Genomic DNA, 277 nt, shown 5'->3' with positions numbered 1-277 from the left:
GACGAGATCGAAGCCGTCACGAAGCATGACGTCATCGCGTTTCTGACCCATCTCGCCGAATTCGTTGGGCCGGACAGCCGCTTCGTGCATCAGGGCATGACATCGTCCGACGTGCTCGACACGACGCTCAACATCCAGCTAGTGCGCGCCGCCGACATCCTGCTCGCCGACATGGACCGCGTGCTCGCCGCCCTCAAGGCGCGCGCCTTCGAGCACAAGGACACCATTCGTATTGGCCGCAGCCATGGCATCCACGCCGAGCCGACCACCATGGGGC

General features: G+C 64.3%; 1 protein-coding gene. It reads left to right on the top strand.

Annotation, left to right across the window (positions count from 1 at the left end; translation table 11 throughout):
- On the top strand, nucleotides 1-277 hold a 277-nt coding region (locus ACPYOM_RS22410), incomplete at both ends, for a lyase family protein (RefSeq protein WP_481347650.1).

The organism is Monashia sp. HAY1-2A (assembly GCF_056755315.1).
This window is presented reverse-complemented; position numbering and strand designations above follow the sequence as displayed.